Here is a 26,848-nt window from a genome sequence, read left to right on the forward strand (position 1 = left end):
ACGCCATGACGACCCACGCCCGGGGTGCGGGCCTCTAGCGGAGTTATTCCATGACCAACGTGCCCACTGGCGCCGAGACCGAAGCCGTCAAGGCGAAAACTGCTCTGAAGAGCGCGGCGAGCCACGCCGAGAAGAGCTTCGCGGAAGCCGCCGAAGCCGCCAAGACCTCGATCACCGAAGCCGCCGCGCGCGCCGAGGTGGCGATCAAGGAAGGCCTCGAAACCTTCCGCGCCCAGAGCCGCACCTACGCCGACTCAGCCGGCCATCAGCTCGACGTGGCCCAGCGCTACGTCACCGAGCGGGTGAAGGAAAAGCCGCAGACCGCGCTGCTCGCGGCGGCCGGCGTCGGCCTTCTGCTTGGCCTGCTGCTGGCCGGTCGCGGCGACCGTCGTTGATCGTAGAACGCACTCTGGCGGCCCTGGCGACGGCGGCGGCGGTCGTCGCCGCCGTTTCCGTGGCCATCGTCGCCGCCTTCTTCGCCGTCTTCGCCCTGGTTGAGCCGACGCTCGGCCGGGCCGGAGCCGGCGCGGTCGTCGCCGGGACCGCCGCCCTGCTGGCGGCGATCATCGCGGTCGTCGCCGCCCGCAAGATGGAAGGCGACAAGCGCCGCCATCAGGAGGCCCAGGCGGCCAACATGGCCGGCGGCGGACACGCCGACCTGGCCAATGTCATCCTGAACGTCATCAAGGACCGCCCGCTGCTCTCGGCCGGCGCCGCCGTGGCGGTCGGGGTCTACGCCCTGCGCAATCCGGCCCTGATCAGCGCCGTGGTGCGCGGCTTCATGGACGGCCGGACCAAGCCATAGAGCCCCGGCTCAAAACCCGGGCCCTGTTCAAACCTTGTCTGAAATGAACGCCGGCGGCTCCCCTTGCCGGCGCGTGAGGAGTTGCGTTCATGACCTTCGTTCTGCCCGATCTGCCCTATGCCCGAGAGGCCCTGGAGCCCACCGTCTCCGGCACGACCCTCGATTTCCACCACGGCAAGCATCACAAGACCTACGTCGAGACGCTCAACAAGCTGCTCGAGGAAAAAGGCGACAAGCCCGCCAGTCTGGAAGACGTCGTCAGATCGGCCGGCCCCGGCAAGCTGTTCAACAACGCCGCCCAGGCCTGGAACCACGGCTTCTTCTGGGAGAGCATGAGCCCCTCTTCGGGCGCGCCCTCCGGCGACCTGGCCCAGGCCATCGAGGCCTTCGGCGGCATGGAGGCCCTGAAGGAGACATTCGTCGAGACCGGCGTCGGCCAGTTCGGCTCCGGATGGGCCTGGCTGCTGTGGAAGGATGGCAAGATCGCCGTCGCCCCCAGCCATGACGCCGACAATCCGTTGGCGAACGGCTCGGGGTTCCCCTTGCTGGTCTGCGATGTCTGGGAGCACGCCTACTATCTGGACCACCAGAACGACCGTAAGGGCTTCCTCACCGCCTGGTTCGGCAAGCTGGCGAACTGGGACTTCGCGGCTCGCCAGCTGGCCGCTGCTCAGGGGTCGGGCGAAGGCTATAAATACCCGCCACCCAAGTAGAGGACGGCTATGATGGAACCGCGCCCATAGAAAGCCGTTCTCCCAATCGACGACGCGACCTCTTCGCGTTTCGATCTAAGGAAAGGTTTTCAAGATGCTCAGGTGGGCGCTTATTTTCCTTGTCGTGGCGTTGGTCGCGGCAGTTCTCGGGTTTGGCGGTATTGCCGGCACCTCGGCCTCGATCGCCAAGATTCTGTTCTTTGTCTTCCTCGTCCTGTTCGTGGTCTCACTGGTCATGAACATGGTCCGGGGTCGGGCGCCTTAGCGGCAAACGCCGAGACGTAGACCTCGATGAAGGGCGGCGCCGAAAGGCCCGCCCTTTTTCGTGCGCGTGAAACTGCTAAGCACCTCACCAGGTTCTGGAGATTTCCGCGTGCTGAAGACCGTTTCCGCCAAAGTTCTGGCCGCCGCGCTGTTGCTGACCGTTCCGGCCGGCCTGGCCGCCGTCCCGGCGCTCGCCGCCGTCAGCCAGCCCACCGCACCGCCGATCCAGTATCGCGAGCGGGTTCTGCCCAACGGGCTGCGGGTGATCAGCTCGATCGACCGCTCGACCCCCAACGTCACGGTCCAGGTCTGGTACGGCGTCGGCGGCAAGGACGACCCGGAAGGCCGCACGGGCTTTGCCCACCTGTTCGAACACCTGATGTTCAAGGCCACCCGCGATCTGCCGCCGGAAGCCTTCGACCGCATGACCGAGGATGTCGGCGGCTTCAACAACGCCTTCACCGCCGACGACATGACCGCCTATTACGAGCTGGTCCCGGCCCATCACCTGGAACGCATCCTGTGGGCCGAGTCCCAGCGGCTGGGCTCGCTGGTCGTCGATGAGACCAACTTCAAGTCCGAACGCGATGTGGTGAAGGAGGAGCTGCGCCAGCGCGTGCTCGCCAATCCCTATGGCCGCTTCCAGTCGCTGCTGGTGCCGTCGGCCAGCTACACCACCCACCCCTATCGGCGGCCGGTGATCGGATCGATCGAGGATCTCGACTCGGCGACCATCGACGACGTTCTCAACTTCCACGCCGCCTACTACCGGCCCGACAACGCCGCCCTGATCGTGGTCGGCAACTTCGACGAGGCCCAGCTCGACGCCTGGGTCGACAAATACTTCGCCGGCATCAAGACCCCTGCCGCGCCGCTCAAGCGCGTCACCGTCAAGGAACCGCCGCGCAAGGGGCCCAAGACCGTCACCGGCTATGCCCCCAACGTGCCGCTGCCGGCCATCGCCATCACCTGGCAGGGCCCCAAGGCCTCCGATCCGGACGCCGCCGCCCTGACCGTGCTCGACGCCATTCTGTCGGGCGGCAAGTCCTCGCGGCTCTACAACAGCCTGGTCTACGATCAGCAGATCGCCCAGGAGGCCTTCTCCAACGCCGAGCTCAACGCCCAGCCGGGCCTGTTCTACGTCGGCGCCATCATGAGCAGCGGCAAGACCCTCGACGAGGGCGAGAAGGCCCTGCTCGAGCAGGTCGCCCGCCTGCGCAACGAGCCGCCGACCGCCGCCGAACTGGCCGAGGCCAAGAGCGAGATGATCGCCGGCGCCGTGCGTCAGCGAGAGACCATCGACGGCAAGGGCTTCGTGCTGGGCTCGGCCCTGGTGCTCGAGGGCGACGCCGCCAAGGCCAACAGCGGCATCGACGAGCTGAACGCCGTCACCGCCGCCGACGTGCAGCGCGTGGCCCAGAGATACCTCGACCCCAATCGCATGGTCGTCGTCCGCTACATGGACGAGAGCCAGCGTCCGAAGGGCGCCAAGGATGAGGTCGCCAAACCGGTGACCGTGACCAGCAAGCCGTTCAAGGGCGAACGCGTCGCCCTGCGCGAGCCCGCCCAGCGCGAGAAGGCCCCGGCCCTCGGCGAACCCATCGCTCCCGTCCTGCCGACCCCGGTCGAGAAGACCCTGGCCAATGGTCTGCGGGTTATCGTCGCCCGCTCCAGCACCCTGCCGCTGGTCACCGCCGACCTCACCGTCCGGGCCGGTTCGGTGTTCGATCCCGACGGCCAGGCGGGTCTCGCCGCCATGGCCGCCGACCTGATGGTGGAGGGGGCCGGCGGCAAGAGCGCCGTCGACATCGCCGCCCAGACCGAGGCCCTCGGGGCTGAACTCTCGACCGGCGCCGGCCGCGAGTTCACCTCGGTGACCCTCAGCAGCCTGACCAGCAACCTGGACGCCTCCATCGACCTGATGGCCGATGTCGCCCTGCGCCCGACCTTCGATCCGGAGGAACTGGACCGCCTGCGCGACCAGGCCATCGACGGCTATCAGGTGTCGATGACCGAGCCGGGCTCGGTGGCCAGCTACGTTTCCGCCCCGGCCGTCTGGGCCGGCACCCCGTTCGGCGACGTCACCACGCCCGCCACCCTGAAGGCCCTCAAGCGCGACGACCTGGCCGCCTTCCACGCTCGCTGGTTCCGGCCTGACAATGCGGTGCTGGTGATCACCGGCGACATCACGCCTGAAGCCGGTTTCGCCTTGGCCGAACGGGCCTTCGGCGCCTGGAAGGCTCCGGCGACGCCGCTGCCGGCCCAGCCGGCGGTGTCGGGCGCCTCGCGTCCGCGCGTCGTCATCATCGACATGCCCGGGGCCGGCCAGGCCAGCGTCATTATCGCCAAGCGGGCCATCACCCGCGACGATCCCCGCTATTACGCGGGCCTGGTGGCCAACAATGTGCTGGGCGGCGGCTATAGCTCGCGCCTCAACCAGGAGATCCGCCTCAAGCGCGGCCTGGCCTACGGGGCCGGCTCGGCCCTGTCGGTGAGGAAGGGCAGCGGCGGCTTCTCGGCCTCGACCTCGACGAAGAACGAGACCGCCGGCGAGGTCGTCACCCTGCTGCGCGGCGAGATGACCCGACTGGGTCAGGCGCCGCCCACGCCTGAGGAAATGGCCGCCCGCAAGTCGGTGCTGATCGGCGGCTTCGGCCGTGAACTGGCCACCGCCGGCGGCCTGGCCGACACGCTGGGCTCGTTGGCCGCCTACGGCATCGACCTCAACGAGGTGTCGCTGTTCACCACCCGCATCGAGGCGGTGACGCCGCAGCAGGTGCAGGACTTCGCCGCCCAAGTGCTGAAACCCGGCGAAGCCAGCGTCATCGTCGTCGGCGACGGCAAGCTGCTGGGCAAGAGCCTGAGCGAAGCCCTGCCGGACGCCGAGGTCATCCCCCTGAGCGAGCTCGACCTCGACAGCCCGACCCTGCGCAAGGCCAAGCCGTGATAGGCCGCGTCCTGATCATCGCCGGCTCCGACAGCGGCGGCGGCGCGGGCCTGCAGGCCGACATCAAGGCGGTGACCATGCTGGGGGCCTATGCCGCCACGGCGGTGACCGCCATCACCGTGCAGAACACGCTCGGCGTCACCGGCGTGCACCCGATCCCGCTCGACATCATCGAGGCCCAGGGCCGCGCCGTGCTCGACGACATCGGGGCCGACGCCATCAAGACCGGCATGCTGGGCGATGTCGGCACGGTCGAGGTCGCCGCCCGGCTGATCGATACTGGAGGCGCCATTCCCGTCGTCATCGACCCGGTGATGATCGCCAAGGGCGGGGCCAGCCTGCTCGATCCCCGCGCCGTGGAGGCGGTGCGCAGCGAACTGGTGCCGCGCGCCACCCTTCTGACCCCCAACGCCCCCGAGGCCGAGGCCCTGACCGGCATGCCGGCGACCAGCACCGACGACCTGCGCCGGGCCGGCCACGCCCTGCTGCGCATGGGCGCCAAGGCGGTGCTGATGAAGGGCGGCCATGTGCCGGGCGACCGGCTGATCGACCTGCTGATCACCCCCGACGGCGAGACCGCCTTCGAGGACGCCCGTATCGAGACCCCCCACACCCACGGCACCGGCTGCACCTTGGCCAGTGCGTGCGCGGCGGGCCTTTCACAAGGTCTCGACCTGACCGCCGCCGTCGCCCGTGCCTGGGACTATGTCCATCGGGCCATCGAGGCGGCGCCCGGCCTTGGAAAAGGGCATGGGCCGCTGGACCATGCCTGGATGCTGCGCGACCGCTAACAACCTGACGACGCGCGACAATTTGCGTGATGACAGCCTGCGAGCCGCATGATTCCATTCGCCCCAAGTCGGGGAGTTTTCCATGCGTCTCATCATCGCCATGGCCGCGCTGGCCGTCGCCCTGCCCACGGTTGCGTCCGCCGAAACCTGGTTGCCGATCGCCAAGGGCGCGGCCCATGTCTCCTACGCGGACCCGGACGCCCTCAGTGGCGACGACACCGAGGTCGTGGTCCGCGAGATGAAGGTCTACGACCCGCCGGTCACCGCCGACGGCCAGACCATCCAGGCCCGGATCGTCAACTACCGGTTCCGCTGCGACTCCACCCGCTTCAAGATCCTCGACGTCGAGAACATCGACGAGACCGGCAAGAGCCTGGGCGTCGCGGCCATCGCCGAGGACTGGCGCGAGCCGGTGGTCAGCGGCACGGTCGGCGAGAAACTGGCCGCTTTCGGCTGCGGCCAGATGGCCATGGACCCGAACGGCGCGGTGAGCCGCTCGGCCGCCATCCGCGATGGCCGGTGGATGCTCAGCCAGTAGCCCCCCAATCCAAGGGCGCGCGCCTTCGGCCGGCATGGTCTGCTGGCTCCATGAAACCGTCCCTGACCGCTTCTCTCGGCGCGCTGGCTGTGTGCGGCGCGCTCACCCTGTCGCCCGCCGCCGCCCAGTCCCCGCCAGCCTGGCGGTTCCAGACGCAGACGGCCGACTTCGTTAGCTACATCGACACCAGCAGGACCCTGCGGCATGAAGACCTGGTCTGGTACCAGACAGCCAAGGTCTATCGCACACCCCAGGGACCCACGATCAAACGCCACACCTGGGTGACCCTTCACGAAGGCCGCTGCTCGACCTGGGACTACAAGACCACCCGGATCGATGGGGTGAACGACGACGGCGTCTACGCCGAATCCCAGACCTGGAAGCCGACCGAATGGCGGCCGACCCAGCCGGGCCAGGTCGGCCGGACGATCCTCGAGAATGTCTGCGGCAAACCCCTGCCGCCCGGCCCGACTTTGTCGTCCATCACCGCCCTGATCGCCGACGGCAAGGCGCGACTGGGCATCCGCTGACGAATCGCCCAAGAGGGTCGGCCCGCTCGAAAGATTGCCAATGCCGACCGACCGCGCCCTGCACGACCGTCTCGAAGAGATCCTCCGCGCCGCCCCGACGCTGATGACCTGCCTGCGACATGCGCGCGATCTGGACCTGCCCGACTGGCTGATCGTCTCGGGCGCTGTCTATCAGCGGGTCTGGAACCATCTGACCGGCCGCGACGCCGACTATGGAGTACGAGACTACGACCTGGCCTATTGGGACGCCGACACCAGCTACGAGGCCGAGGACGTCTTCATCAAGCAGGCTGCCGCCCGCTTCCCGCCGCCCCTGAACGAACTGGTCGAGGTGCGCAACCAGGCCCGCGTACACATCTGGTTCGAGGACCATTTCGGCGAGCCCTACGAGCCCCTGGCCAACAGCGCCGAAGCCCTGGCCCGCTTCGTCGCCCCGGCTTTCAGCGTCGGCGTTCGCCTGGAGAAGGACGACAGCCTGACCATTGAAGCGCCCTTTGGCCTCGACGACCTGTTCTCCATGACCCTGAGGCCCAACCCTAACCGTGGCCTGGCCAAGGGTTGGGACAAGACCACCACCTCGGCCCGCGCCCGCTGGCCGGAAGTAACTATCGTCCAGCCCTGAGGCCTTCGCTTTGCGCCAGTGGACCGTCGACGCCTTCGCCGCCGCCCCGTTCAAGGGCAATCCCGCCTGTGTCGTCGAACCGCTGGGGGCCTGGCCGGACGAGGGCTGGATGCAGGCCCTGGCAACCGAGAACAACCAGGCCGAAACCGCCTTCCTGCTGAAGACCGCCGACCCCGGCCGCTTCGGCCTGCGCTGGTTCACCCCGGCGGTCGAGGTCCCACTCTGCGGCCACGCCACCCTGGCGGCGGCCCATGTGCTGTTCGTGGAGCTCGGCCTTGGCGCGCCGGAGATCACTTTCGAAACCCGATCAGGCCGCCTGACGGTGGGTCGGGAGGCTGGCCGCTATGCCATGGATTTCCCCGCCGATCCGCCCCGGCGCATCGCGCCGCCGTCCGGCCTGGCGCAGGCGCTCGGCGCCGAGCCCATCGAGGTCTGGGCCGGAGCCTATCTTGTGGCCGTTCTCGAGAACGAGGCGGCGGTGCGCGGCCTGTCCCCCTATCTGGCGGCCCTCGCCGGCATCGGCTCCGAAGCCTCGGAGGGGCCTGGCAACATCAGTGTCGCCGCCCTGGCCGACGCCGGAGCGCCCTACGACGTCGTCAGCCGCTTTTTCGGTCCCGGCTGCGGCATCCCGGAGGACCCGACGACCGGCTCGGCCCACTGCATCCTGGCGCCCCTGTTCGCCGGCAAGCTGGGCCGGACCCGCAACCGTTTCCACCAGGCCTATCCGGGCCGCGGCGGCGACCTGGACTGTGACGTCGTGGGCGAGAGGGTCATCCTGCGCGGCCGGGCGGTGACGGTGATCGAGAGCATCCTGCGGCCGCAAACGTAAAGCGCCCCCGCCGGGGACGTGGCGGGGGCGCTTGGCGGAGCTCGCTGAGGGGGAGAGCGGCGAGCCCCGGGTCTCCGTCGTCAGAGACTAGTAACGGCGGTAGTGATCACGACGGTGATCGCGGTCGTTGGCCTGCCAGCGGATCTTGACGCTAAGGCGGTCAAAGCGACGATCGAGGTCGACGCGTTCCCAGGCCTGCAGGCCGCCGGTCGAGCGGTAGCGGGCTTCCAGCCGGGCGATGCCGCGGAATTCGTCGCGCAGGCTCCGCGCTTCACGGCGGGTGATCTGGCCGCTGCGGACGCCCTGGTCGATCCGGCGATCAAGCTGGGCCTGACGCTGGTTGATATTCTGCCAGGGGGCGGCGAACGCCGGGGCGGCGGTGATGGTCACGGCCGAGACGGCCAGGACGGCGATAGCGAACTTTTTCATCGTGTTGTCCTTCCTGATGACGCCGTGCCGGTGACGACGTTGAGGACAACAAAACACCTGGGACCTGAAACGGTTCTGAGCGGCTCGTTGTCTGCCGTTCAGATTCGCCCGGATCAGGCGACCGCCGTTTGACCCGGATCTTGCCCAGCGCCCTGGGTCGCCTCGCTGTGGCCGGCCAGGGCGTTCTCGATCGCGACATAGAGCCGCTGCAGTTCGATCGGCTTGGAGACGTGGCCGTCCATGCCGACCGCCAGATATTGCTCGACCTGATAGGTCATGGCGTTGGCGGTCAGGGCCAGGATCGGGATGCGGGACAAGCCGCGTTGGCGCTCCTCGGAGCGGATGGCCTCGCAGGCCTCGACACCGTCCATAACCGGCATCTGGATGTCCATCAGGATCAGGTCGAACCCTCCGGATCGCCAGGCCTCGACGGCGGCGGCGCCGTCGCCGGTGATGGTCAGGTCGATGTCCAGCGGGTCGAGCACGGCGCGCAGGACCTTCTGGTTGGTCAGATTGTCCTCGGCCGCCAGGATGCGCAGGGCCCGGCCCTCGCCTTCCTCCGCCTCGCCGACGACCGGCGCCTCGGTGACCTGCAGTTCGCCCCGCTCCAGCGGCAGATCGACGGTGAAGGTCGAGCCTTCGCCCGGCGCGCTGCGGGCGATGATCTGGCCGCCCATCAGCTGGGCCAGTTCACGGCAGATGGCCAGGCCCAGCCCGGTGCCGCCGAACTGGCGGGTGGTGGAGTTGTCGGCCTGGACGAACTTGTCGAACAGGGTCGGCAGCTTGTCCGGCGCAATGCCGACGCCGGTGTCGGCCACAGTCAGGCGCAAGGCGCCGTTCGGCGCAAGGCTGAAGCGGGCGGCGACCGCCCCCTCGACCGTGAACTTGATGGCGTTGCTGAGCAGGTTGCCGAGAATCTGGCGCATCCGGTCGCGGTCGCCCTTCCAGGCGCCGGCCACGTCCGGGTCGATGGTCAGATCGAAGCGCAGGTTCTTTTCCTGGGCCATGACGCCGTAGACCTTGCGGCAGGCGTCCGCCAGTTCCGACAGGTTGAAGTCGGACGGGCTCAGCTCCAGCTTGCCGGCCTCGATCTTCGACAGATCCAGAACGTCGTTGAGCACGGCCAGCAGCAGCTCGCCGGACTCACGGATGACACCCAGGCGCTCGCGTTGGCGCTCGTCGAGATCCCCGCGGCTCATGACATCGGCCATCGCCAGGACGCCGTTCAGCGGGGTGCGGATCTCGTGGCTCATGTTGGCCAGGAACTGGCTCTTGGCGACGTTGGCGCTGTCGGCCTGGTCACGAGCGCTGACCAGCTGGCCCATGGTCTCGCGCAGGGAGCGGTCGTTGGCCTCCAGCTTGGCCAGCAGCTGGTTGAAGCTGCGCGCCAGGCTCTGGAACAGGCCGTCATCGGTGGTCTTTTCCTCGACCTGCTTGAACTGGCCGCTCAGGGCCACCTCTTCCATGGCCCGCGACAGCCGGTCGACCGGGGCGGTGATCCGCCGGGCCAGGCCACGCGACAGGAACAGGGCGGCGCCCGCGGCGCCGAAGAACAGGGCCATCGTCAGGGCCAGAAACCGGGGCAACATCTTCGCCAGACTGGGATCCACAACCCCGATGCGAAGTTCGCCTATCTGGCGATTTTGGAAGACTACGGGTTCAGCAAGTATTCTCACTCCCGCTTGAGGCGCGTCTTCTGTCTTCGAGGCGATAACCTTGCCGCTGGCGTCGACGAGTTGTGCCGACACCACCGAGCCCGGTTCGGCCGCCGCATTGACCGCCGCGCGGGCGCTGGTCAGGTCGCCCCTGGCCATGGCGGGGGCCGCGACGTCGGCCATGATGCGGACCAGAAGGCCTTGTGTCGTAACGGTTTGCTGGCGGGCCACCGTCCACTGCTGGAACAGGAAACTGGCGCAGGCGACCAGCAGCACGGCCAGGGTCGTGACCAGGGCCACGCTGGCGATCCGCGCCTGGAAAGGCGCGTGGTGCGCGGGTTCTTGCTGTGGCGACGGCTGCTGCATTGGCCCGAAGTCTTGCCCCTGTTCCGGAGCCTTATCGCGCAATCTTCCTAACGCTTCGCTTCCACGGGGAAATTCGCGCTATGGGTGCGACAAAGTTAACCATGGATTCACCTTGGACGAGTTTAAGATTTGGTTTACTATCCTTACTGACCGGTTAACCGGGGTTTTCAGGAGGGTGTAAAAGTGGACAAGGCTTTTGTGGCACAGCGTGTGGCCACCAAGCTGTTCTCGACCGAGAAGGCCGTTGACGCGGCCATGGTCGAAGCGGCTGAACTGCTGGCCGGCATGATTGAAGCCCGCGCCCAGCTGAAGGTTTCGGCGATCACTGGCGATGCGGCGCAAGCCAAGCTGGTTGAAGCCATCTCGGCCCTGAGCGAAGCCCGCACGGCCGTGGTCGAAATGCACCGCGAGTTGGCCGAGACCAAGCTCCGCGTCGGCATCCGCACCAAGCTGATCGGGGTCGAAGACAAGCCCGATGATCCGCCCAAGCCGAAGGGCCTGCTGGCCGAAGTCGGCTAGGCCGATCTCGCAGACCCGTTTTGAGAGACGCGTCGGGCCCCGGTCCGGCGCGTTTTTCTTTGGTCGCCGCCGGCCCGACCCCGCAGGGCCTTGTCCACTGGCCGTTGGTAAGGTTGCGATAGTTTAACTGGTTTCGTGCACTACGGCTTTCTACAGCCGGGACACCATGCCGAATTCAGTCCTTTCCTTGACCGTCTACCTCGTCGTCCTCGGCGTGGTGCTCTTTTCCATCTGGAAGGGCGACACGGCCGTGCGGCTGGCCGGCTGCATGGTGGCGGCAGGGGTTCTGTACAATTTCGCCACCAAGCTGGCGCCGCACGATCTGCGGCCGCTGATCCAGCTGACCGGCGACTTCCTGCTGGCCATGGGCTTCCTGGCCCTGGCCGTGCGCTACGCCAGCCTTTGGTTAGGCGGAGCGATGCTGTTCCAGGCGGTGCAGTTCACCCTTCACGCCTGGTATCTGCTGGCCGAGAAGAAGCCCGACATCTTCCACGCCGTGATCAACAACCTCGACACCGTCGGCATCCTGGTCTGCCTGCTGGTCGGAACCATCACCGCCTGGCGCCGCCGCGTGGCCGCCCGGAAGACCGCCGTGGCCGTCGAGGCGATGCGGACTGAGCCGGCCTAGACCCTTTCAGGTTTTGATGCACGCATCAAAACCTGATCAAAAGGGTCTAGATTCAAACGTTTAGAGCATGTCCGGGCGGTCGAACCGCGTACACTTCGGCCTGACATGCTCTAGGCTTCCGCCGGCTGGGCCGGCGCCTTCTTCCAGGTCGTCAGGCCAACCCCCAGCAGGATCAGCCCGAGCGCGACAAAGGCGCTCCATCCCGGCCGCTCGCCCATCAGCAGAACGCCCAGGCCCGTGGCCCACAGCGGGGCCAGGTACATAGACATGCTCATGAACAGCGGCCCGCGCCGCTGGACCAGCCAGACGTAACCGACACTGCCCAGGCCCGTCGAAAAGACGCCGAGCGCGGTGACCGCCGCCAGCGCCTTGACGGACGGCATCGGCGGCAGGGGGGTTGTCGCTAAAGCGCCGATCACGGCGAAGACCAGCCCGGTCAGCACCATCAGCAAGGCCCCGGCCGTCGAACTGACCTGCGGCGCCTTGCGGGTGAAGATGTTGGACACTGCATACATGAAGCCGCCGAGAATGGCCGCACCCAGAGCCAGCGCCTCAACCGCCCCGCCGGCCACCGAGCGCGGCCAGACCAGCACCACCAGCCCGACAAATCCGAACACCACGCCGAGACCCCGTCGCCAGTCGAGCCGCTCGGCCGGCAGCAGCAGATGGGCCAGGGCCGCCGTGAACAGCGGCGAGGAGCCGTTGCAGATGGCGTTGATGGCGCTGGGCAGGCCCTGGGCGGCATAGGCGAAGAAGTAGAAAGGCAGGGCCATACCGATCAGCCCGACGGCGGCGTACCAGCCCCAGGCCGGATGCGGCCGGGGCAGCAATGGCGGCAGCCGCTCACCCCTTGCCGCGCAGATCAACCACAGCACCAGGGCGGCGACGCTCATCCGCAGCACCGTGTTCCAGGCCGGCGGAATGTCGTGCACGGCGATCTTCAGCCCCGCGAACGCCGAGCCCCAGGCGATGACCAGGGCGGCCAGCACGATCCAGTCGACGACGGGTGCAGGACTGCGGGCGGGAGCGGAGGCGGCGGTCATGGGGGGCCGTGTTAGGGGGCGTCGGGCGGGATGTCGTCTCAATCCCTGTTTCGGATCGTGAGGCCGGCGCCTGATCGCGCCTCAAGAAAATCTCGTCTTGTGCGGCGCAGCGAAATCCTGTCTTTGAGTGGCGGGCCAGGCCTCCCCAACGAGGCCCAGTCCATCTGTGAGGATGGGAGACATCGCTATGACCAATACCCTGGCCACGCCAGAGGTGCGCCCCGCGCGCCCCGAATTTTCGTCCGGCCCCTGCGCCAAGCGCCCCGGATGGACCCCCGAAAACCTGAAGGACGCCGTGCTCGGCCGCTCGCACCGGGGCAAGCCCGGCAAGGCAGCTTTGAAGGCGGCCATCGACCAGACCCGCGAGATTCTCGAGGTTCCGGAAGGCTACCTGATCGGCATCGTCCCCGGCTCCGACACCGGCGCCGTCGAGATGGCCCTGTGGTCGCTGCTCGGTCCGCGCCCCGTGCAGCTTCTGGCCTTCGAATCCTTCGGCAAGGACTGGGTGACCGACGTCACCAAGCAGCTGAAGCTGCCCGATGTGGAGGTGCTCGACGCCCCCTACGGCCTGTTGCCGGACCTTACAAAGGTGCGGCCCGACGCCGACCTGGTGTTCACCTGGAACGGCACCACCTCCGGCGTCCGCGTTCCGAGCGGCGACTTCATCGCCGCGGACCGCACCGGCCTGACCATCTGCGACGCCACCAGCGCCGCCTTCGCCCAGAAGCTCGACTGGGCCAAGCTCGATGTCGTCACCTACAGCTGGCAGAAGGCGCTCGGCGGGGAGGCCGCCCACGGCGTCCTGATCCTCTCGCCCCGCGCCGTCGAACGGCTGGAGACGCACACCCCCGCCTGGCCGATGCCCAAGCTGTTCCGCATGACCAAGGGCGGCAAGATCAACGCCGAGATCTTCGAAGGCGCGACGATCAACACCCCCTCCATGCTCTGCGTCGAGGACTACCTGGACGCCCTGGCCTGGTCGAAGGAGGTCGGCGGTCTGAAGGGCCTCAACGCCCGCGCCGACGCCAACTTCGCGGCCCTCGCCGCCTGGGTCGCCAGGACGCCCTGGGTCGACTTCCTGGCCGAGGTTCCCGAGACCCGCTCCAACACCAGCGTCTGCCTCAAGGTCGTCGATCCCCGGATCGCCGCCCTGCCCGCCGACGCCCAGGCGGACTTCGCCAAGAAGCTGGCCTCGGTGCTGGAGAAGGAAAGGGCGGCCTACGACATCGGCGGCTACCGCGACGCGCCTCCCGGGCTTCGCATCTGGTGCGGCTGCACCATCGAAACCGCCGACGTCGAGGCCCTGACCCCCTGGCTGGACTGGGCTTTCGCCTCCGTCTCCGCCGACCTCGCCTCGGCCTGAACCCTTTTCCCATTCCAATACGCACACGAGGAGGCGCCCATGCCCCGCGTTCTGATTGCTGACAAACTGTCGCCCGCCGCCGTCGAGATCTTCGCCAAGCGCGGGGTCCAGGCCGATGTGAAGACCGGCCTCTCGAAGGAGGAACTGCTCAAGATCATCGGCGACTACGACGGCCTCGCCGTCCGCAGCGCCACCAAGGCCGACAAGGATGTCCTGGCCGCCGCGACCAACATGAAGGTCATCGGCCGGGCGGGCATCGGGGTCGACAATGTCGATATCCCGGCCGCCACGGCCAAAGGCATCGTGGTGATGAACACCCCGTTCGGCAACTCGATCACCACCGCCGAACATGCCATCGCCATGATGTTCGCCCTGGCCCGGGAACTGCCCGCCGCCGACGCCTCCACCCAGGCCGGCAAGTGGGAGAAGAACCGCTTCATGGGCGTTGAGCTGTTCAACAAGACCCTCGGCCTCATCGGCTGCGGCAACATCGGCAGCCTCGTCGCTGAACGGGCGCTCGGCCTGAAGATGAAGGTCGTCGCCTACGACCCCTTCCTGTCGCCGGAACGGGCCGTCGAGCTGGGCGTCGAGAAGGTCGAGATCGACGAACTGATCGAGCGCGCCGAATTCATCACCCTGCACACCCCGCTGACCGACAAGACCCGCAACATCCTGTCGGCAGAGGCCCTGGCGAAGACCCGCAAGGGCGTTCGGATCATCAACTGCGCCCGCGGCGGCCTGGTCGATGAAGCGGCCCTGCGCGCGGGCCTCGACAGCGGCCATATCGGCGGGGCGGCCTTCGATGTGTTCGTGCAGGAGCCGGCCGGTCCGGAAAACGTCCTCTTCGGCGCCCCGAACTTCATCGCCACGCCGCACCTGGGCGCCAGCACCGCCGAGGCCCAGGAGAACGTCGCCCTGCAGGTGGCCGAGCAGATCAGCGACTACCTGCTGACGGGGGCCATCACCAATGCCCTCAACAGCCCCTCGATCACCGCCGACGAGGCGCCAAAGCTGAAGCCCTTCGTCGCCCTGGCCGAGAAGCTCGGCCTGTTCGCCGGCCAGATGATGGACCCGGGTCTGAAGACGATCGAAGTCGCCTACATCGGCGAGGTCTCCAAGCTCAACGTCAAGCCGATGACGGCCGCCGCCCTGGCCGGGGTGCTCCGTCCGATGCTGGCCGAGATCAACATGGTCAGCGCGCCGGCGATCGCAAAGGAGCGCGGCGTCACCGTCTCGGAGAACCGCCAGGAACTGTCGCCCGTCTATGACAGCCTGATCCGCATAACCATCACCACCGACGAGGGCGAAAAGTCCTTCGCCGGTGCGGTGATCGGCGGCGTGCCGCGCATCATCGAGGTCAAGGGCATGGAGCTGGACGCCCCGTTCGGCGCCGCCATGCTCTACGTCAACAACCTCGACAAGCCGGGCTTCATCGGGGCCCTGGGCGGCATGCTGGGCGAGGCGACGGTCAACATCGCCACATTCAACCTCGGCCGTGTCGGGGCCGGTGACGACGCCATCGCGCTGGTCGGTGTAGACCAGGCGCCTGACGCCGAGCTGCTCGGCCGCATCCAGGCCCTGCCGCACGTCAAGGAAGTCCGGGCGCTGGTGTTCTAGGACCGACTTGACGCCTTCATGAGGCCCGTCCCTACTCCGGCGCGGGAGGGCCTCATGATCAGCCGTTTCTTCCGCCTGGCGGAAAACAACACCACGGTGCGCACCGAGCTGCTGGCCGGCGTCACAACCTTCATGACCATGGCCTACATCATCCTGGTCAACCCCAGCATCCTCAGCCAGGCCGGCATGCCCGCCGCCGCGGTGGTCGTCGCCACCTGCCTGGCCGCCGGCATCGGCTCGATCCTGATGGGGACCATCGCCAACTACCCCATCGCGCTCGCCCCCGGCATGGGGCTGAACGCCTACTTCACCTACACCGTGGTCCTCGGCATGGGCCTGCCCTGGCAGACCGCCCTCGGCGCCGTCTTCCTCTCCGGCGCCGCCTTCCTGATCATGACGCTGGCCGGCCTGCGCCAGCTGATCGTCGGGGCCATCCCCCGCCCTCTGTTCGCCTCCATCGCCGCCGGGATCGGCCTGTTCATCGCCTTCATCGGCCTGAAGAACGCCGGCATCGTCGTCGCTCACCCCGCCACCACCGTCGCGCTCGGCGACCTGACCAGCCCCGCCGCCCTCGTCGCCCTGCTGGGTCTGGCCGTCATCGCCCTGCTGCAGGTGTGGAACGTCCGCGCCGCCATTCTCATCGGCATCGTCGTGGCCAGCGTCGTCGGCTGGCTGCTCGGCCTCGTGGCCTTCAAGCCCGAGCCCATCGACCCGGCCGCCCTGACCGCAACCCTGTTCAAGGCCGACATCCCCGCCGCCCTGGGCGTCGGCGGCAAGGGCCTGACCTTCGGCCTGATCGAGATCCTGTTCGTCTTCCTGTTCGTCGACCTGTTCGACAATCTCGGCACCCTGGTCGCCGTCTCCAAGCGCGCTGGCCTCGTCCAGCCGGACGGGACCATCCCGCGCCTCAACCGCATCTTCGTCTCCGACAGCCTGGCCACCATGATCGGCGCCGCCGCCGGCACCAGCACCACGGTCAGCTACATCGAGAGCGCGGCGGGGGTCTCGGCCGGCGGCCGCACCGGCCTGACCGCCGTGGTCACCGGCCTGCTGTTCCTGCTGGCTATCGCCTTCGCCCCCTTTGCCAGCGCCATTCCGGCCGCCGCCACCGCCCCGGCCCTGATCCTGGTCGGCGCCCTGATGATGGCCCCGCTGGCCGAGGCGGACTGGACCGACCCCCAGGTCGCCATCCCCGCCTTCCTGACCCTGATCATGATCCCCCTGACCTTCTCCATCGCCAACGGCCTGGCCATGGGCATCATCAGCTATGCGATCCTCAGGATCGTCCGCCCGCGCCCGACGGTGGCCCAGCCCGAGGGTCTGCTCGGCCGCCGCCTGCTGGGGGTCAGCTACGGCGACCTGTTCCTCTACACCCTGGCGGCCCTATGCATCGCGCGCTTCGTCTGGCTGGGCGGGGAATAGGCGTTTGCGCGGCCCCGGCCTTTCGGCTACAGAACCGCTCCCTGATAAAGGCACCCGTAGCTCAGCTGGATAGAGCGTTGCCCTCCGAAGGCAGAGGTCGCACGTTCGAATCGTGCCGGGTGCGCCATCAAACCGTTGCTGCATAAGGGTTTGCGGGCCATGGGCCTGCCACCCGCCAATCGGCGAAACCGGAACAAAACGGATGCTCCGGGACGGCGTCGGAGCAAAATCCCCGGAATAGTCCCGGACGGTGTTCTCTGGCTGTTCGCGGCGCGTGCCACGGCGCCCCATGGACTCTTGGTCAGCGCGAGCGCCACTGTCCGTTTCCTGCGGAGGAAGACCCATGGCCTGCATCGTTGGCGCTACCCTTGCTGCCCTCGACATGGAGGAGGACGACCGGTCCGAAGCCGAGCAGCTGATGGTGGATATGGTCGAGGATTTGACGCGGTCAGCCGCTCCCGGAACCCCCATTATTTCCGTCACCATATCCCGCCAGCACGAGAGGCTTCTCCGCTCTGTGGTCGGCGACGACGAACCCCTGCTGCTCTACGGGGTCGAGCCGACCATTGGGGCCGTCGAGCGGCCTATCTTCGAGATGGGCGGCACCGCCTAGCAGGGCTCGCCCCGCCGGGCGTCTTGGTCCATTCTGAGGCTGTCAGCCACCTGGAGGCCCGGCCTTGGCTTGGAAGCAGCACTGGTTCTCGTTCGACGCCGACCTTTCGCCCCTGGTGAAGGATTTCAGGGCCAAGTGGGCAGCCCAAGGTCAGCCGGTCGAGGCGGCCCTGTTCAGCCGAGATGACGACGACGGCCAGGGCACGATCCTGCTGATGTCGTCGGGCGCCGTAGAGCGCATCGGCAACATCGGCGGCCTGCCTTGGGAGGAGGCGCCTGACCCGACTGCCAGGCGCTGGGCCCTGCTCGCCGGTCACCCTGATGCACCGGACAAACTCGGGCTCGAGTTGGGCTCATGACGAAGCGGGCCTTCGATAAAATCGCCGCCGGTCTGCGGGAGGCTGCCGCCATCAACCGCGGCGAGGCTGACCCCGGCACCTACCGCGTCCATACGCCGACACCAGCTGACAAGACGCCGCCAGCCAAGCCGAAGCGCTCGAAGAAGGCCTGACGATGTCGGTCTATTTCACGACCCGGAACGGGTTTCGCGTCAGCTGCATCGAGCCGATGGTGGTGACGATCGGTGGCGCCGGCGGGCCCCGGGTGGTGACCCAGCGGCTGGAGACGGGCCGTGGCAGCATCTTCAACAGCCAGGGCGCCAGCCTTGCCGGGGTGGCCACCTTCGAGGCCGTCGAATTTCAAGACCTGAACTCACTGCGAAAGCGGACGGCCCGGATCATGGTGCCGATGCTGCGGCGAGCGGCGGCCCAGTTTGCGAGCGGGGAGTTGCCGCCAGAGATCAGCCGCCGGGAGGGGAATGCGACCTGGTGGTCGACGAGCAACTTCCGGGCCGTCGAGGGTGAGGCGCCCTACGAGCGGGTGATCCTGGCCACGGTTTCGCTGCGCTGCGCCCAGGACGAACCAGAGGCGAAACTGGCTGGCAGGGCCAGCAAGATGGCAGCCGTCGAGCTGCGCGCCTTCGCGGACGATCTGCACGGCGCCGTCGGCAGCGGCGACCACGCCGGCATCTTCGATTCCGACCCGGTGATGCTGTAACGCAAAAACCCGCCCCCAGCCGGAGCCGGGGGCGGGTCTGGGTGTGGGAAAATCCTATAGCCAAAACTCCGGATTTCTCGGAGTTATCCAACTGTCCGATTTGATCGGACGGTTGATTTCCTTAAGCCGTCCGGCCGGGCCGAATCCCTTGCTGCCTTTGGGGTTGAGGGTGATTTCCTCTCGAACACCGGCCAGGGCCAATTACCGGATTTTCCGGCAATTGTGGGCGGGGCACACATTTGCCCCGGTGAAAGCCCTAGCCCGGGTCGGGTGGCCGGGCGCAAGCGGCGATCTGTGCGTCGCTCTCGGCTTGGTACTGGATCCGCTGTTCCCGGCCGCCCATGGCCAGCGCGAAGGCAACGTCGATCTCTCCACGGCCGACCGCCGCCTGGATGGCCCCCAAGGTGTCGACGAAGGACGGCGCCGGGTTGCGCTTGTCTGCGCAGGGCACCGCCACCGGCTCCTTGACGATGACCGTCTCGATGCGGGGCTCGCTGGTGGTGGCGCAGCCCCCGCCACCGCCTGCGGCAGTGATCAGGGGATAGGTCAGCAACAGGGCGGCGATGGCGATGATGCGGCGGTTCATCGGGTCAGTCCTTTCACGATGTCGACGATGGCGGCCTCGCGGCCGGGGCAGGTGGAGGCGGACTTGAGGGCGGCAAGGTCCCGGGCCCGGCTCTCAGCCACAGCGCGGGCGCTGCGGGCGTCCAGGGCGGCCTTGGCGGCGTCGGCGGTCCTTGCGGCAGCCTCGGCCTTCCAGAGGTCCACAGCGGCGTTCTGGCGGCCGAGGGAGTCGGTCAGGGTCTTGTTGTTGCCCCTGCACTGGTCGAGGTCGCGCTGGCGGCTGACGGCCAAGTCTTTCCACTTCTTCCCGGTGACCGGGTCCTTCAGCGCGGCGCGGGCCTCGGTCAGGTCCTTCTTGGCGTGGTCGAGGCGCCATCCCTGAACAGCCGCGGTCGCGAGCGAGCCGGCCAGCAAGACGCCGACAGCGCCGGCGAGGTAGGGGCCGAGCGATCCGCCCAGCAGCTTGAGGAGCCAGCCCATCGGTCAGCCCTCCGACCCGGCGAGCGCACCCTGCGGCCCGACCAGCACCTTGCGAGCGCCGGCAGGCTTCGACTGGTACGGCGGGCGCCGGACAGCGACGACCTCGGACTTGGCCTTGCGGACGATGTTGACCTGATCGGACTGGTTGCCGCCCAGGATGTGGAAGTGGGTCGCGTCTTCACCGACGATCAGGAAGACGTGGCCGCCGCCCTCGCGCTGGCTGATTCCGACGTCACCGACGACCGCGTCCTTCTTGTCGACCGGCACGCCCCAGTTCTTCCACTCCAGGGCCGACAGGTACTTGTGCTCGGGCAGGCGTTCCGGCCGCCCTTGAGCCGAGCGGACGGCGCAGACGGCGATGAACAAGCCGCACCAGGGGATGGAGTCGGCGTTGTAGAAGTCGCCCGCCCAGTCCGCATATTTGCTCTTCGTGCCGGTGGCGACCTCGTCGGCCCAGCTGAGGATGAGCGGGCTGTTGGCGCCGCCAGCGACTTCCTTGGTGCCGTAGAGGTCGAGGGCGACCCGCACCATCAGGGGCGCGAGAGGTTCCTGGCGCAGATAGGCGTACTGCCCGGGGATGCCGGTCATGGTGGTCTCTCCAGATTGTCAGAGGGGGTGCCGCGTCGGCGGCTATTCGGCAGGCTTGCCGGTGATCTCGGTGACGGTGGTCGCGCTGCCGTCCGGTCCGGTGGCGGCGACTGTCGTCGTCTCCTTGATGGTCGATTTCGGCTCTGTAGGGTTGGTCGCCCAGATCAGGCCGGCGGCCGCCGCCGCGAGGCCTGGGTAATAGGCCGCCAACGCAGCCAGATAGCCCGCCCACTCGCTCAGGGAGGGCTTCAGCACGATGGCGGAGTAGATGCCCACCCCGATGGGGAAGATCAGCCCAGCGCCGAACAGAACGAGCCCCAGGCCCCGGCCAATGGCGAACGTCTCGCCGTCAGCCCCGGTCATGTAGTCGTGCGCCACTCGGGCGATGATGTCCTTGCCCCAGATGGTCATGCCGGAGGTCCCTTCGCCGTCTCGATGGGCCGCAGCCCCCCGTCGTCCATTTCCCAGTAGGTTTCGCCCTGTCGAGGAGCCGGGATGTGGTGGCGCTCGAGGAGGTGTTCGCAGGCCCGCAGCCGCTGCTGAAGCTGGCGGTTCTCCCCTTCCAGCATGGTGATCTTCGCGTCCTTGGCGGCCATCATCTCGGCGTTGTCCTTCCGGACCTGCTGCAGTTCGTTTTCGACGGTTTCCAGCCGGTCCCGCAGCCTTGCCGCCTCCTGACGCAACTCTTCGATGACTTCGCCCGCAGCTTCCTGGGCGATCTTGATAAGGTCCTGCCGGTCGCGGCGGTCCTCGACCCCGAGCTTGGCCTTGGCCAGCTCCGCGTCCCGGTAATATTTCCAGAGCGCGAAAAGCCCAGGACCTGCGACCAAGGCGTAGGGCCAGGCGCGTTCAATGAAGCTGAACAGTTGTTCCACACCAGCCCTCTAGCCTCCGATGGATGATTGCTTGGAACCCGCCTCAGATGCCGATGGCGAACCAGTAGCAGGTGTAGGTGTTGTCGGGCGTCCCGGCGCTGTCGAGGCCGGCGGTGAAGCCGGAGACCGAGAGACTCCGGACGTAGGCGGGATAGTTGGTCCCGCCGATGCCGCCAGCGGGCTGGTCAGGGATGACCCAGGCGCCGGCGCACACGGTTGTGAAGTCCGTCAGGCCGTTGGTGGTGAAGTCGATGGTGTTCTCGCCGGCCGTGCCGGACGTCTTGCCGGTCAGGCTCGTCTGGCCCCATTTGAATTTGAACGTGCCCAGGCTGAACTCCCCGACCAGGCCACCAGACAGGCTCGTCACCGGGATCAGCGCGGCGAGCAGAGCGGGCAGCGAGGTGACGCCGGTGCCGCCTTGACCAACCGAGAGGGCCTGAACGAGGCCCTGCAGTTCGGTGATGTCGTTGTTCACACCCTTCTTCGCCGCGTTCAGAGTGGCGCGGGCGGTGTCGGCGTCGACGTCGTCCAGCAGGGTGCGCGCAAAGGCCGTGACGGTCGCAAGCGAGCCAGCCCCGGCCGCGGTGAAGTAGAAGAACTTGTCGGCAGCGCCCGTCACGCCTGCGAAGGCGGTCAGGTTCACGTGTGAGGCCTGCGCACCGATGGTGCCGCGCATGGTGACCGCGTCCGCGTCGTCCAGAAGGGTGCGGGCGAAAGCGGTGAAGGTGGCCAGCCCCAGCGTCCCGGCGCCGGTGGCGTAGGGCAGCCGGTCGGCGATGAGGGTCAGCCCTGCAAAGGCTGACAGGTTGGCATGGAACGCCTGCACATTGGTGCCGATGATCAGGCCCAGGTTCGAGCGGACCGTCGCCATGTTGGTGAAGTCGCTGCCGTTGTTGGCCGGCACGACGGCGGCGACCCAGCTGGCGGTCGTCCCGTTGCTCCCCAGGACCTTAAGGTTCGCGCCGGCCTGGTTCGGCAAGGTGGACGACACGATGGCGCCCATCGAGATGACCCAGTCGGCCTTCGTTCCGACGGTGCCGATCTGCGACACCAGGATTGTCAGCGAGCCGGTGACTGAGTTGTGGGCGGTGACCTGCCCAGCCATGAAGTAGGCGGGGTCAGCGGCAGACGCGGCAACGAGGGTCTGGCCGACGACATAGGCCTTGCCGGTCTGGATCGTGAACGTCTTCGAGACCGAGTTGGCGATGAGCAGCGACGTCGTCGACGTGGCGTTGGTGCCCGGGGCGTTGAGGGCAGAGTTCGCCGACCCAGCGGCGGCAGTCACATAGCCGGCGACGAGATCAGCCTGGGCCTTGATCCAGTTGGCGACCCCCATCATCGCCTGGATCAGCTTCATCCAGCGCGTGACGTAGCCGTAGTTGTCGAGGCCGGTTGTCGGATCGGCGTCGTCGGAATAGGTGGCGCCGTCGCCGCCGCGATCGACGGGAATGGTCACGGTGGTCATCAGAGCAATTCCTCGATTTCGAAGGCCATCCGCCAGCCGGTGAACCGGGGGTTCTCCAGCGGGGAAAGGGTGCGGAGCCGGCCCAGGAACTGGCGGCGGATCGCGTGGACGGTGTCGTCAGGGTTCCAGATGAACAGCACCTCCTTGGAGATGCCGACCGCCTGCTGAAGGTCGAAGCCTCGAGCCATGGCCTCGTCCTCGCTCATGTTCGGGAACTCGACCCGGGCCACCCGGCGGGAGCGACGCTCGTTGAAGTACAGGGCGCCGCTCAGGGCCTCCTGCGTCTCCGTGCGAGGTTCCCAGGCCAGCGAACCGCCCGACTTGAAGTTCCGCACCGGCTGCCAGCCGTCGGCGGCGAACAGGCGGCCGATCTGGACGTAGCCCGCCGGGTTGGTCTGGTCGTCGATCTCCAGCCGCACATACTGGGCGTTGATGCTGGTCGGCAGGATGTAAACGAGCGTGCCGTTGTAGGCGGCGATCTGCTCGGCCGGATACTTTCCGGTCCAGAAGCTGGGCGAGCCCCAAGGGAGGGTGCCGAAGGGATAGACCGTCGGCCAGACGTCGAGCCAGTCGCTGACGTGGACCACCGTGCTGAAGTCCTCGGTGGAGGAGAAGGTCAGTTTTCGCCGGGCGAGCGGGGCGCAGTTGTGGTTCACGAAGGCCACGACGCGCATCAGCCGGGGCGTCGAGAACGCCGCGGTGAACTGAGTATGCACCGGGGCCACCGACAGGGACCGGGCCACCTTCTCCAGCCGACGGTCCTGCAGGTTGGTCAGCGGCAGGCTATCGAGCCAACCGCCACCGGACAGCGTCGCCGCCTCGGCCAGGTTGCCGTAGGCCAGAACCATGTTGGACATCGTCAGCCCCAGAGCGTGAGAGTGGTGCGGTTGTTCTTCAGCTCGGGTCGCAAGCCGAGGAGGCGGAACAGGCGCCCGCCGGCCATGCCGAAGCGGCTATGCCGGATCAGCACCAGGTCCATGATCTTGAGCTCGATGCCGTGCAGCACGTCGTCGGACAGGGTCACGTCGAAGAAGTCCCGGCGGACCTTGTGAAGCTCGAGCCGGCGGCCGGCTTCGGTAGCGGCGGCGGCCTGCGCGATCAGCAGGGTGTCCGCCGTCTCCTCTTTCGCCAGCAGGTACTGGGCCCGGACCAGGGCGTCCTCAGCCCGCTCGGCCCGGTACTCGGTGGCCAGGTAGGCTCGGCGCGCTGCAGCGACGGCGCCGGCGACCTCGCGCTCCTGGACGGACCAGATGCGGGCATAGCGGATCGTGTAGGCGAAGGCCGGAATGTCGCCGTCCCGGGCTGGCCGGCGCTCCGGCGCGCCGATCACGTCGTACTCGTTGACCTCCAGGATCGGCGTGCCGACCGGCGCATCGAGCCGGGCCATGCGCAGGATGCCCTTGCCGTCGAACCCGTAGTAGGCACCGACGCTGCCTGAGACGGCATCCATGGCGCTGGCGAAGGTCTGGTCGCCGCTGATCCAGATTCCGACGCTGGCGGAGTTGGCCGCATCCAGCGCCGTAACATCCGCCGCTGAGATTTCGGAGGGCGACAAACCGGCCAGCAGAGCCAGCTGAACGAGGATCTGGGCGGCGGTGCGCTCATCTGCCGTCGCTCCCTGGGCGGCGTCACAGGTGACCTCGCCGCTTTCAGGGTCGAAGGCCAGGCGGAACAGGCCCTCGGCCTCACAGGTCGAATAGGTCGAGCCGGGCGGCAGGACGGCGGCGAGGAGAGCCGCACTGTCCGGGTAGTCTGCCGCGAAGGCGATGGCCAAGCCTTCGACATAGACGGCGTCGATGCTGCAGGCGCCGTCGTTGGGCTGGTAGACCTTCTTCGACGTGTTCACGCACGGCGGGGCGATGTTGAAGCCGCAGCCGAACAGCATCGGCTTCGACTGGCCCTTCAGGTCGTCGGCAGTGCCCTCGATGCCGTTGGGCAGGACGTTGGTCCCAGCATAGGTGTTCGGCAGAGCCTTCCGCGCGAACATCAACTGCTTGTCGCGCAGGCGCACGGTGATGGTCTGGCGGTTGACGGTCAGCGTCTCCACGGTGCCGGTGAAGACGGTCTGCATGTCGGCGGGATAGGCGCCGGGCTTGCCGCGCCGCAGGACGAGGGGCCGGCCATCGAAGCTGTAGTTCAGCCAACCGTCATACTGGCCGTTGATGTTGGTCAGCCGCAGGTCGCCGGTTCCCAGCTGGGTGCCGCCGCCCGTGCGGCCGTCGCCGAAGGCCGTGATCGTGATGCTGCCTGGCTCGGTAAGGCTGCCGTCGAACGCCTGGTTCGGCGGACTGTCCGTCGGCTGACTGACGAACTCATCATCGGTCGCATAGAACGTTTTCAGCGTGCCGGACGTGTCGATCGCCGCGGTGATCTCGGCGGTGATGATGCGGCCGCGCGGGCGCGAGGTGATCCCCTCGGGCGGGGCCGCGTTGGTCGCCCCGATCATCAGGGCGGAGGCGCCGATGGCGAAGACCGACTTCGGCGGAATGACCGGCGCCGGCGGGACGACGCCGACGCCACTGACCGAAGCGGTGCCGGTGATGGCGAAAACCGACGGCGCGGGGGTCAGGTCCTCAACGGTCAAGCCGAGGTAGGCGTAGGTGTTGCTACCGGAGGTCCCACCGGTGAACTCAAGGCTGACCAGATCGCCCGCCAGGACATCGACTGTGTGGGCGGCATCCTCGTAGAACCCTGCCCCGGTCGCAACCGAGGGGGAGATGGCCAGCGTGGTGGTCGTCGGCACGCCGCCGCTCGTGACCCGGACCGCAACCGAGCCGTCGTAGGCGACCGCCGACAGGTAGGCTCGCAGCAGCGACAGGCGGGCCGGGAAGCCGAAAGCGATCTGCTTCTGGCCTTCGGTGGTCGAGAAGGCGAGCTGGCCAGTGACGGAGGCGTAAGAGGCGGTCCCGGAGCCCGTACGGCTCAGGGTCTGCGTCGGCCGGACGTAGATGTCGCTGTTGGCACCGCTGCCGACATCGACGGTGACGCCGAGGGTGGAGACCAGAAGGGCTTCATTGCTCGCGCCGCTATAGCGCCAAGCCAGGTCGTCGTTGAATGCGACTGTGTCGGTCAGGGGAGCGAAGAAGAACCCGGTCGCGCCAGCCGGAACGGTGACGACGACCAAGCTGTCGACGTTGTTGATCGCCAGCGTGAAGGTGGTGGTCGTCGTCTTGGAGTTCGAGGCGATGTAGACGAAGGCACCCCGCAGGGTGCCGCCGATCCGCACCACATGGCGTAGGTTCACCGAGCCGTTCGCGGCGGCCAGGGTGGTGCCATGGACCGACAGGGTGCGGGTGCCGGTGATGGCGAGATTGACCCCGCCAGAGGGCGAGCAGCACAGCAGGTAGGCTTGGCCCGTCAGGGGCCGGAAGTTGGCCGACAGGGCGCCGACAGCGCCAGCGGTGGTGCTCGCGTAGGCCGACAGGGCGACCAAGTCGCCGGCGGCCACAGCGACGCTGCCGGACGACCCGTAGAACGAGCCTGCCGAGCCGTCAGGCGCGGTGTAAGCGAGCGCGGTGACGCCACCCTTCCGGATGGCCACCGTGCGGCTTACGCCTGCCGCTGATGGGGTGAAGAAACCCGGGCGGTCGATGGTCCCGGCCACGCCCATGCGGAACTGCTGTTCCGCCTCGACGCTGCCTGTGGAGACCAGCGGCCCCCCGAGGGGGGCGAACCACGGGACCGCTGAGAGGGCGGCGCCCGTGGTGTTGTTACCGCCCGGAGCCAGAAGGCTCCGAGCCATCTAGGTCTTAGCTGACCCAGACGACGGTCAGGCGCTCTTCTTCCTGAGCCGTGGTCAGCTGGCCGTCGGTCTCGAAGGCAGCCTGGATCAGGTCCTCCCACTCCTCGCGGTAGTCGACGAGGATGCGCAGCTCGACCACGCCCGAGACGTCGATGCGCTCGCAGCTGCCTTGGTCGAAGGCGATGGTCTCGAACGCGGCCATGGCCAGGTTGTGGAGGACGGTGCGGGCCTTGTGAGCCTCCCAGAGGTCGATGGCCTCCTGGTCTTCGCCGTCCCACTCCTCGTGGGTGTCCATGTTGCGGACGGCGTTCAAGGTGATGTCGCCGGGCCCGTTGACGGTGATGTCGTAACGGATTTTCGGTTCGGCGGTGGGGGTGACTTGCAT

Annotated in this window: 31 protein-coding genes and 1 tRNA gene; 20 read left to right on the forward strand and 12 right to left on the reverse strand. The window is 67.7% G+C overall.

The window, feature by feature from the left end; translation table 11 throughout:
* Positions 1-50: 50 nt before the first annotated feature.
* The 10 genes from AC2YG9_RS07210 to AC2YG9_RS07255 all read left to right on the forward strand — a co-directional run bounded on the left by AC2YG9_RS07210 (position 51) and on the right by AC2YG9_RS07255 (position 8,039).
* The gene (locus tag AC2YG9_RS07210; protein WP_487297271.1) at positions 51-395 is read left to right on the forward strand and encodes a hypothetical protein; all 345 of its coding nucleotides are present in this window, start codon (positions 51-53) and stop codon (positions 393-395) included.
* Positions 392-805 (forward strand): hypothetical protein, encoded by a 414-nt coding sequence (locus AC2YG9_RS07215; protein WP_487297272.1) that lies wholly within the window; start codon positions 392-394, stop codon positions 803-805. The genes AC2YG9_RS07210 and AC2YG9_RS07215 overlap by 4 nt, the downstream gene beginning before the upstream one ends.
* Before the next feature lie 89 nt (positions 806-894).
* Positions 895-1,518 (forward strand): superoxide dismutase, encoded by a 624-nt coding sequence (locus AC2YG9_RS07220; protein ID WP_487297273.1) that lies wholly within the window; start codon positions 895-897, stop codon positions 1,516-1,518.
* A 94-nt stretch (positions 1,519-1,612) separates the two neighbouring features.
* On the forward strand, positions 1,613-1,783 hold the full coding sequence (locus tag AC2YG9_RS07225; RefSeq protein WP_487297274.1) for a DUF1328 domain-containing protein: 171 nt from the start codon (positions 1,613-1,615) through the stop codon (positions 1,781-1,783).
* Between the two features lie 108 nt (positions 1,784-1,891).
* Positions 1,892-4,729 carry a M16 family metallopeptidase gene (locus AC2YG9_RS07230; RefSeq protein WP_487297275.1) on the forward strand — a complete coding sequence of 946 codons (2,838 nt, stop codon included), beginning with the start codon at positions 1,892-1,894 and terminating at the stop codon, positions 4,727-4,729.
* Complete coding sequence (thiD, locus tag AC2YG9_RS07235; RefSeq protein WP_487297276.1) at positions 4,726-5,520, forward strand: bifunctional hydroxymethylpyrimidine kinase/phosphomethylpyrimidine kinase; 795 nt, start codon at positions 4,726-4,728, stop codon at positions 5,518-5,520. The genes AC2YG9_RS07230 and thiD overlap by 4 nt, the downstream gene beginning before the upstream one ends.
* 82 nt (positions 5,521-5,602) lie before the next feature.
* Positions 5,603-6,058, forward strand: coding sequence for a surface-adhesin E family protein (locus AC2YG9_RS07240; RefSeq protein WP_487297277.1), 456 nt, complete (start codon positions 5,603-5,605; stop codon positions 6,056-6,058).
* Between the two features lie 50 nt (positions 6,059-6,108).
* Positions 6,109-6,588: a hypothetical protein gene (locus AC2YG9_RS07245; RefSeq protein ID WP_487297278.1), complete on the forward strand. Its 480-nt coding sequence runs from the start codon at positions 6,109-6,111 to the stop codon at positions 6,586-6,588.
* 40 nt (positions 6,589-6,628) lie between these two features.
* On the forward strand, positions 6,629-7,210 hold the full coding sequence (locus AC2YG9_RS07250; RefSeq protein ID WP_487297279.1) for a nucleotidyltransferase family protein: 582 nt from the start codon (positions 6,629-6,631) through the stop codon (positions 7,208-7,210).
* 10 nt (positions 7,211-7,220) lie between these two features.
* Positions 7,221-8,039, forward strand: coding sequence for a PhzF family phenazine biosynthesis protein (locus AC2YG9_RS07255; protein WP_487297280.1), 819 nt, complete (start codon positions 7,221-7,223; stop codon positions 8,037-8,039).
* An 87-nt stretch (positions 8,040-8,126) separates the two neighbouring features.
* Here AC2YG9_RS07255 and AC2YG9_RS07260 read toward each other — a convergent pair whose 3' ends face one another.
* Complete coding sequence (locus AC2YG9_RS07260; RefSeq protein WP_487297281.1) at positions 8,127-8,468, reverse strand: hypothetical protein; 342 nt, start codon at positions 8,466-8,468, stop codon at positions 8,127-8,129.
* 113 nt (positions 8,469-8,581) lie between these two features.
* On the reverse strand, positions 8,582-10,423 hold the full coding sequence (locus tag AC2YG9_RS07265) for an ATP-binding protein (RefSeq protein ID WP_487297282.1): 1,842 nt from the start codon (positions 10,421-10,423) through the stop codon (positions 8,582-8,584).
* A 249-nt stretch (positions 10,424-10,672) separates the two neighbouring features.
* Here AC2YG9_RS07265 and AC2YG9_RS07270 point away from each other — a divergent pair, with 249 nt between their 5' ends.
* Together AC2YG9_RS07270 and AC2YG9_RS07275 are read left to right on the forward strand one after the other, a co-directional pair.
* Positions 10,673-11,008, forward strand: coding sequence for a hypothetical protein (locus tag AC2YG9_RS07270; RefSeq protein ID WP_487297283.1), 336 nt, complete (start codon positions 10,673-10,675; stop codon positions 11,006-11,008).
* A 166-nt stretch (positions 11,009-11,174) separates the two neighbouring features.
* Positions 11,175-11,636 carry a hypothetical protein gene (locus tag AC2YG9_RS07275; protein WP_487297284.1) on the forward strand — a complete coding sequence of 154 codons (462 nt, stop codon included), beginning with the start codon at positions 11,175-11,177 and terminating at the stop codon, positions 11,634-11,636.
* A 110-nt stretch (positions 11,637-11,746) separates the two neighbouring features.
* Here the strand turns inward: AC2YG9_RS07275 and AC2YG9_RS07280 are convergent, their stop codons facing one another.
* Positions 11,747-12,679, reverse strand: coding sequence for a DMT family transporter (locus tag AC2YG9_RS07280; protein ID WP_487297285.1), 933 nt, complete (start codon positions 12,677-12,679; stop codon positions 11,747-11,749).
* A gap of 187 nt (positions 12,680-12,866) precedes the next feature.
* Here AC2YG9_RS07280 and AC2YG9_RS07285 point away from each other — a divergent pair, with 187 nt between their 5' ends.
* The 8 genes from AC2YG9_RS07285 (at position 12,867) to AC2YG9_RS07320 (ending at position 18,749) form a co-directional block, all read left to right on the forward strand.
* Entirely contained in the window at positions 12,867-14,042 is a 1,176-nt protein-coding gene (locus AC2YG9_RS07285) for a phosphoserine transaminase (protein ID WP_487297286.1), read from the forward strand.
* A gap of 39 nt (positions 14,043-14,081) precedes the next feature.
* Positions 14,082-15,659 (forward strand): phosphoglycerate dehydrogenase, encoded by a 1,578-nt coding sequence (gene serA / locus AC2YG9_RS07290; protein ID WP_487297287.1) that lies wholly within the window; start codon positions 14,082-14,084, stop codon positions 15,657-15,659.
* A 54-nt stretch (positions 15,660-15,713) separates the two neighbouring features.
* Complete coding sequence (locus AC2YG9_RS07295; protein ID WP_487297288.1) at positions 15,714-17,081, forward strand: NCS2 family permease; 1,368 nt, start codon at positions 15,714-15,716, stop codon at positions 17,079-17,081.
* A gap of 50 nt (positions 17,082-17,131) precedes the next feature.
* Positions 17,132-17,208 (forward strand) — tRNA-Arg (locus AC2YG9_RS07300).
* A 216-nt stretch (positions 17,209-17,424) separates the two neighbouring features.
* Positions 17,425-17,694, forward strand: coding sequence for a hypothetical protein (locus AC2YG9_RS07305; protein WP_487297289.1), 270 nt, complete (start codon positions 17,425-17,427; stop codon positions 17,692-17,694).
* Between the two features lie 64 nt (positions 17,695-17,758).
* A complete protein-coding gene (locus AC2YG9_RS07310) occupies positions 17,759-18,052 on the forward strand; it encodes a hypothetical protein (protein WP_487297290.1) in 294 nt (97 codons plus the stop codon).
* The gene (locus tag AC2YG9_RS07315; protein ID WP_487297291.1) at positions 18,049-18,204 is read left to right on the forward strand and encodes a hypothetical protein; all 156 of its coding nucleotides are present in this window, start codon (positions 18,049-18,051) and stop codon (positions 18,202-18,204) included. Before AC2YG9_RS07310 ends, AC2YG9_RS07315 begins: the two co-directional genes overlap by 4 nt.
* Before the next feature lie 2 nt (positions 18,205-18,206).
* Entirely contained in the window at positions 18,207-18,749 is a 543-nt protein-coding gene (locus AC2YG9_RS07320) for a hypothetical protein (RefSeq protein WP_487297292.1), read from the forward strand.
* A 256-nt stretch (positions 18,750-19,005) separates the two neighbouring features.
* On the opposite strand, the gene AC2YG9_RS07325 is transcribed toward AC2YG9_RS07320, so the two are convergent.
* From AC2YG9_RS07325 to AC2YG9_RS07365, 9 genes are read right to left on the reverse strand one after another with little or no spacing between them, the layout of a single operon-like run.
* Entirely contained in the window at positions 19,006-19,335 is a 330-nt protein-coding gene (locus AC2YG9_RS07325; RefSeq protein WP_487297293.1) for a hypothetical protein, read from the reverse strand.
* Positions 19,332-19,793 (reverse strand): hypothetical protein, encoded by a 462-nt coding sequence (locus AC2YG9_RS07330; protein ID WP_487297294.1) that lies wholly within the window; start codon positions 19,791-19,793, stop codon positions 19,332-19,334. The genes AC2YG9_RS07325 and AC2YG9_RS07330 overlap by 4 nt, the downstream gene beginning before the upstream one ends.
* A gap of 3 nt (positions 19,794-19,796) precedes the next feature.
* Positions 19,797-20,381 (reverse strand): TIGR02594 family protein, encoded by a 585-nt coding sequence (locus AC2YG9_RS07335; RefSeq protein ID WP_487297295.1) that lies wholly within the window; start codon positions 20,379-20,381, stop codon positions 19,797-19,799.
* Positions 20,382-20,423: 42 nt separating this feature from the next.
* Positions 20,424-20,792: a hypothetical protein gene (locus tag AC2YG9_RS07340; RefSeq protein WP_487297296.1), complete on the reverse strand. Its 369-nt coding sequence runs from the start codon at positions 20,790-20,792 to the stop codon at positions 20,424-20,426.
* Complete coding sequence (locus tag AC2YG9_RS07345) at positions 20,789-21,256, reverse strand: hypothetical protein (protein WP_487297297.1); 468 nt, start codon at positions 21,254-21,256, stop codon at positions 20,789-20,791. The genes AC2YG9_RS07340 and AC2YG9_RS07345 overlap by 4 nt, the downstream gene beginning before the upstream one ends.
* Positions 21,257-21,299: 43 nt before the next feature.
* Positions 21,300-22,721 carry a hypothetical protein gene (locus AC2YG9_RS07350; protein WP_487297298.1) on the reverse strand — a complete coding sequence of 474 codons (1,422 nt, stop codon included), beginning with the start codon at positions 22,719-22,721 and terminating at the stop codon, positions 21,300-21,302.
* Entirely contained in the window at positions 22,721-23,578 is an 858-nt protein-coding gene (locus AC2YG9_RS07355) for a hypothetical protein (protein WP_487297299.1), read from the reverse strand. The genes AC2YG9_RS07350 and AC2YG9_RS07355 overlap by 1 nt, the downstream gene beginning before the upstream one ends.
* 2 nt (positions 23,579-23,580) lie before the next feature.
* On the reverse strand, positions 23,581-26,463 hold the full coding sequence (locus AC2YG9_RS07360) for a hypothetical protein (RefSeq protein ID WP_487297300.1): 2,883 nt from the start codon (positions 26,461-26,463) through the stop codon (positions 23,581-23,583).
* Positions 26,464-26,470: 7 nt separating this feature from the next.
* Complete coding sequence (locus AC2YG9_RS07365) at positions 26,471-26,848, reverse strand: hypothetical protein (protein ID WP_487297301.1); 378 nt, start codon at positions 26,846-26,848, stop codon at positions 26,471-26,473.

The sequence above is a fragment of the Caulobacter sp. SRI_014 genome (assembly GCF_057586315.1).

Bases quoted from the DNA above. Each gene is read 5' to 3' on its own strand.
- AC2YG9_RS07355 (WP_487297299.1), bottom strand. From the start codon at position 23,578: ATGTCCAACATGGTTCTGGCCTACGGCAACCTGGCCGAGGCGGCGACG.
- AC2YG9_RS07330 (WP_487297294.1), bottom strand. From the start codon at position 19,793: ATGGGCTGGCTCCTCAAGCTGCTGGGCGGATCGCTCGGCCCCTACCTC.
- AC2YG9_RS07295 (WP_487297288.1), top strand. From the start codon at position 15,714: ATGATCAGCCGTTTCTTCCGCCTGGCGGAAAACAACACCACGGTGCGC.
- AC2YG9_RS07245 (WP_487297278.1), top strand. From the start codon at position 6,109: ATGAAACCGTCCCTGACCGCTTCTCTCGGCGCGCTGGCTGTGTGCGGC.
- AC2YG9_RS07305 (WP_487297289.1), top strand. From the start codon at position 17,425: ATGGCCTGCATCGTTGGCGCTACCCTTGCTGCCCTCGACATGGAGGAG.
- AC2YG9_RS07280 (WP_487297285.1), bottom strand. From the start codon at position 12,679: ATGACCGCCGCCTCCGCTCCCGCCCGCAGTCCTGCACCCGTCGTCGAC.
- AC2YG9_RS07315 (WP_487297291.1), top strand. From the start codon at position 18,049: ATGACGAAGCGGGCCTTCGATAAAATCGCCGCCGGTCTGCGGGAGGCT.
- AC2YG9_RS07350 (WP_487297298.1), bottom strand. From the start codon at position 22,721: ATGACCACCGTGACCATTCCCGTCGATCGCGGCGGCGACGGCGCCACC.
- AC2YG9_RS07285 (WP_487297286.1), top strand. From the start codon at position 12,867: ATGACCAATACCCTGGCCACGCCAGAGGTGCGCCCCGCGCGCCCCGAA.
- AC2YG9_RS07225 (WP_487297274.1), top strand. From the start codon at position 1,613: ATGCTCAGGTGGGCGCTTATTTTCCTTGTCGTGGCGTTGGTCGCGGCA.
- AC2YG9_RS07340 (WP_487297296.1), bottom strand. From the start codon at position 20,792: ATGACCATCTGGGGCAAGGACATCATCGCCCGAGTGGCGCACGACTAC.
- AC2YG9_RS07220 (WP_487297273.1), top strand. From the start codon at position 895: ATGACCTTCGTTCTGCCCGATCTGCCCTATGCCCGAGAGGCCCTGGAG.
- AC2YG9_RS07250 (WP_487297279.1), top strand. From the start codon at position 6,629: ATGCCGACCGACCGCGCCCTGCACGACCGTCTCGAAGAGATCCTCCGC.
- AC2YG9_RS07325 (WP_487297293.1), bottom strand. From the start codon at position 19,335: ATGAACCGCCGCATCATCGCCATCGCCGCCCTGTTGCTGACCTATCCC.
- serA (WP_487297287.1), top strand. From the start codon at position 14,082: ATGCCCCGCGTTCTGATTGCTGACAAACTGTCGCCCGCCGCCGTCGAG.
- AC2YG9_RS07335 (WP_487297295.1), bottom strand. From the start codon at position 20,381: ATGACCGGCATCCCCGGGCAGTACGCCTATCTGCGCCAGGAACCTCTC.
- AC2YG9_RS07260 (WP_487297281.1), bottom strand. From the start codon at position 8,468: ATGAAAAAGTTCGCTATCGCCGTCCTGGCCGTCTCGGCCGTGACCATC.
- AC2YG9_RS07365 (WP_487297301.1), bottom strand. From the start codon at position 26,848: ATGCAAGTCACCCCCACCGCCGAACCGAAAATCCGTTACGACATCACC.
- AC2YG9_RS07360 (WP_487297300.1), bottom strand. From the start codon at position 26,463: ATGGCTCGGAGCCTTCTGGCTCCGGGCGGTAACAACACCACGGGCGCC.
- AC2YG9_RS07320 (WP_487297292.1), top strand. From the start codon at position 18,207: ATGTCGGTCTATTTCACGACCCGGAACGGGTTTCGCGTCAGCTGCATC.
- AC2YG9_RS07275 (WP_487297284.1), top strand. From the start codon at position 11,175: ATGCCGAATTCAGTCCTTTCCTTGACCGTCTACCTCGTCGTCCTCGGC.
- AC2YG9_RS07240 (WP_487297277.1), top strand. From the start codon at position 5,603: ATGCGTCTCATCATCGCCATGGCCGCGCTGGCCGTCGCCCTGCCCACG.
- AC2YG9_RS07210 (WP_487297271.1), top strand. From the start codon at position 51: ATGACCAACGTGCCCACTGGCGCCGAGACCGAAGCCGTCAAGGCGAAA.